Here is a 3281-nt window from a genome sequence, read left to right as displayed (position 1 = left end):
GTTTATTGAGTGCCATGACCGGTATTGCGCGCTATGTAGACGATGCTGAAATTAAAAAAATCTTGCGTGAAACAGATGGTCTAGGCACCGAGGCCACACGCGCTGGCATTATTGAATTACTATTTAAACGCGGCTTTTTACAGCGCCAAGGAAAACACATATTAGCCACCGAAACCGGTAAAGCTCTAATTAATGTATTGCCTGAAAAATTAACAAAACCTGATATGACTGCACTGTGGGAGTCGCAATTAACGCAAATTGCCGAAAAGCATGGTAGTTATACTAGTTTTATGTCACCACTGCTTAATGAGCTACAAGGGCATATTGAACTTGCCTGTAAAACACCTGTTAGTGGCTTTAATCATTTACCCCCGCCAAAACAAAAACCGTTTAAGCGCCGTTATAAACGCAAAGCAAAAACAACCAGTTAAGTAAAAAGTCACATCCCACTTTTGGGATGTGGTTTTTTAAAAGTCATCCCAAAAGTGGGATGTAGTAAAAAGCTTAAAATTGTCAATTTACTATAACCTATTGTTAATATTGGTTTTTATTGTTTGGCACGCTCTTTGATATAGGTCTATTACCAATGCAAACAGGTTAGGCATTTAAAATGGACATTATCAAAACTAAAAAAACACCGTTTTACAAAAAGAAAGCAGTAGTATTTTCAATGGCAGCTGCACTTTTTGCAGGCGCTGTTTATGGTGTTGCGCAAGTGGATTTTGCAAGTGCAACGGTTAAACGTTCAAACCTTCTTACAGCAGAAGTGAAAGCTGGTGAATTTACAATTAAGGTATCGGGTCACGGTGTATTATCGCCACGCGATGTGTGCTGGGTTGCCAGTAATGTTGAAGGTAAAGTCGAAAAAATTCTTATGAAGCCAGGTGCAGCGGTTAATCAAGGCGACTTAATTGTGGAGCTTGCTAACCCTGAACTAAAGCAAAAAGTGGAAGAGTTACAGTGGGAGCGCACAGCGCTTGAAGCTGAACTAGCTGCACTAAAAGTAAGCCAACAAACCAAATTACTGGATATGCAGGCAAGCTTACTGCAAACCAAAATGGCGTTTGATAAAGCAAATATGCGTTTGCAAGCAGAAGAGCAATTAATTCAAAAAGGCAACGCAACGGTGTCTCGCCTTGATTACGAAAGCTCAAAATTAACTGTGTCACAGTTAAAAGAAACCCTTGCGATTGATAAACGTCGTGAAATGCAACTCGGTGAAAATTTAAAGGCAAACCTTACCGCGCAGCAAGCACGTTTGGAAAAGCTAAACAAAACCATTGAGCGTGCCGAATTTCAACTTGCATCACTAAAAGTATTGGCGCCAGTCTCAGGTATTTTACAGGCCATGCCGCTTGAATTAGGTCAGCGAGTATCGCTTGGTAGTAATGTTGCAAAATTTGCTAAGCAAGATGATTTAATTGCTGAATTAAAAATCCCAGAGCTTAAAGCATCCGCTATCGCGCTTGGCCAGAGTGTATCGATTGATACCCGCTTTAACACCATTATGGGCACAGTGAAACGCATCGACCCTGCAGTTGTAGAAGGTACAGTGCAAGTGGATGTTGAGCTTGAAACACCATTACCACAAGAAGCGCGCCCCGATCTTTCTGTTGATGGCGACATCATAGTGGCTAAAAAAAGTAACACCTTATTTGTACGTCGCCCTGCATTTTCGCAAGCTGAGCGCACCCTAAGTGCTTTTAAACTGGTTGAAAATGGCCGTTACGCTGAAAAAGTAGCGGTGACCTACGGTAAAGCATCAAGTACCGAAATAGAAATTGTAACTGGATTAGCCGTGGGTGATCAGGTGGTCATCTCTGAGCAAAGCGAATTTTCACGTCATGCACGTGTTGCGCTTAACTAATCCAAAGTCTCATTAATAACGAATTTTGAAGGAATAATCATATGAATACATTAATTAAACTAACAAACCTAAAAAAAGTATTTGCTACCGATGAAGTTGAAACTCACGCACTAAGCGAGATTAATTTAGATATTAAACAAGGCGAGTACGTATCAATTTCAGGCCCTTCAGGTTGTGGTAAATCAACCTTGCTATCAATTTTAGGTTTACTGGATACCTGCTCGGGTGGCAGTTTTGAATTAAATGGTCATCAGGTCGCAGGGCTTGATCACAAACAGCGCGCGTATATTCGTAACAAAGAAATTGGTTTTGTATTTCAGTCGTTTAACCTGATTAGCGATTTAACGGTTGAAGAAAACGTTACTTTGCCTCTAACTTATCGTAAAGACTTAAGTAAAGCAGAGCGTAAGCAAATGGCGCTGGCGGCGCTAGAAAAAGTTGATATGAGCCACAGAGCAAAACATTACCCGGCGCAACTTTCAGGTGGTCAGCAGCAACGTGTAGCTGTAGCGCGTGCCATTGTTGGCAACCCTTCAATTATTCTTGCGGATGAACCAACCGGTAACCTTGATTCGAAAAATGCAGAGCTAGTAATGGCGTTGCTAGACAAATTACATGCAGAGGGCACCACCATTTGTATGGTTACTCACGACCCGCGTGGTGCAAAACGTGCTGAACGCATTGTGGAAGTATTTGATGGTCGCATTGTTGGCGATACTGAAACGCAAGTTGCAGTCGCATAAGGAGAAATGCCATGTTAGACGATATTTTATATGCTGTGCGAGGGATGCTTAAAAACCCACGCTTTGCAGCGCTAACCACCTTTGTTATGACCATTGGTTTAAGCTTATGCATTTATATGTTCAGCTTTATTTTCAATACGTTAAGCGGCACGATTCCACTTGAAAATGGCGAGCGTTTACGCAAAGTGACAACGGTAGTAAACGGTGTGGCGTATGATGGTACTTCGGTGCGTTACCAAGAATACTTGGACATTGTAAATCAACAAACCAGCTTTGAGTTTCTAGATGCTTACGATACTTACACTGTAACCGTCTCAACCAGTGACCGTGCTATTCGCTATTCATCACACTTTGTAAGTGAAGAATTCTTTAAAGTTTCAGAGGCAAAACCAGCGCTTGGTCGCTTATTTACAAAAGCTGACTCTACTAGCAATGAGCGTGTGGTGGTGTTAGGTGATTTAGTATGGCGTGAAATGTTTGCGTCAGACCCAACAATCGTCGGTCAAAAAGTTCGTATCGATGGTAAAAACCATACAGTGGTAGGGGTAACAGAGCCAGGTTATCGTTTTCCTGACTTTGCACAAATGTATATGCCTTTTAAAGTTGAAAGCCAAGGTATTGCAAGAGAAGATTCTAACTTCGTAGCAGTTTACGGTGTACTAAAAGAAGGT

Annotated in this window: 4 protein-coding genes; all 4 read left to right on the top strand. The window is 41.6% G+C overall.

Annotated elements, in window-relative coordinates:
* Window positions 1–431, top strand: a 431-nt coding sequence (locus tag ABYD77_RS18410; protein ID WP_372771551.1) for a DNA topoisomerase, incomplete at its 5' end; no start/stop codon positions are given.
* 179 nt (window positions 432–610) lie between these two features.
* On the top strand, window positions 611–1867 hold the full coding sequence (locus ABYD77_RS18405) for an efflux RND transporter periplasmic adaptor subunit (RefSeq protein ID WP_372771550.1): 1257 nt from the start codon (window positions 611–613) through the stop codon (window positions 1865–1867).
* A gap of 41 nt (window positions 1868–1908) precedes the next feature.
* Window positions 1909–2610: an ABC transporter ATP-binding protein gene (locus ABYD77_RS18400; RefSeq protein WP_372771549.1), complete on the top strand. Its 702-nt coding sequence runs from the start codon at window positions 1909–1911 to the stop codon at window positions 2608–2610.
* Window positions 2611–2621: 11 nt separating this feature from the next.
* On the top strand, window positions 2622–3281 hold a 660-nt coding region (locus ABYD77_RS18395), incomplete at its 3' end, for an ABC transporter permease (RefSeq protein ID WP_372771548.1).

The sequence above is a fragment of the Pseudoalteromonas sp. genome (assembly GCF_041629635.1).
In the GTDB taxonomy this organism is placed as follows: Bacteria; Pseudomonadota; Gammaproteobacteria; order Enterobacterales; family Alteromonadaceae; genus Pseudoalteromonas.
This window is presented reverse-complemented; position numbering and strand designations above follow the sequence as displayed.

What these genes read in the sequence shown, in the direction of transcription:
- ABYD77_RS18405 (WP_372771550.1), top strand. Translation starts at nt 611, where the DNA reads ATGGACATTATCAAAACTAAAAAAACACCGTTTTACAAAAAGAAAGCA.
- ABYD77_RS18400 (WP_372771549.1), top strand. Translation starts at nt 1,909, where the DNA reads ATGAATACATTAATTAAACTAACAAACCTAAAAAAAGTATTTGCTACC.